Below are 221 nucleotides of genomic sequence, written 5' to 3' on the forward strand. Positions count from 1 at the left end.
AACTCCACACGATACCCGCGTATCTTCACCTGATCATCAACACGTCCTAAAAATACTATCTGTCCTAGTGCATTGCGCTGTACTAAATCTCCTGTCTTATATAGAACTTTACTCTTTCCTTCTTCAAATGGATTGACAATAAACTTCTCCTTGGTTAAATCTTCACGGTTTAAATACCCTTTCGATATCCCTGAACCTCCTAAAAGTAATTCTCCCGGTAC

Annotated in this window: 1 protein-coding gene; it reads right to left on the reverse strand. The window is 39.4% G+C overall.

The features are described 5' to 3' along the window. Window positions 1–221 (reverse strand): AMP-binding protein (locus Q1A01_RS23835; RefSeq protein ID WP_299686112.1); only part of this gene is annotated, 221 nt, incomplete at both ends.

Origin of the sequence: uncultured Dokdonia sp. (genome assembly GCF_947492815.1) — a bacterium.
Taxonomy (GTDB): Bacteria; Bacteroidota; Bacteroidia; order Flavobacteriales; family Flavobacteriaceae; genus Dokdonia.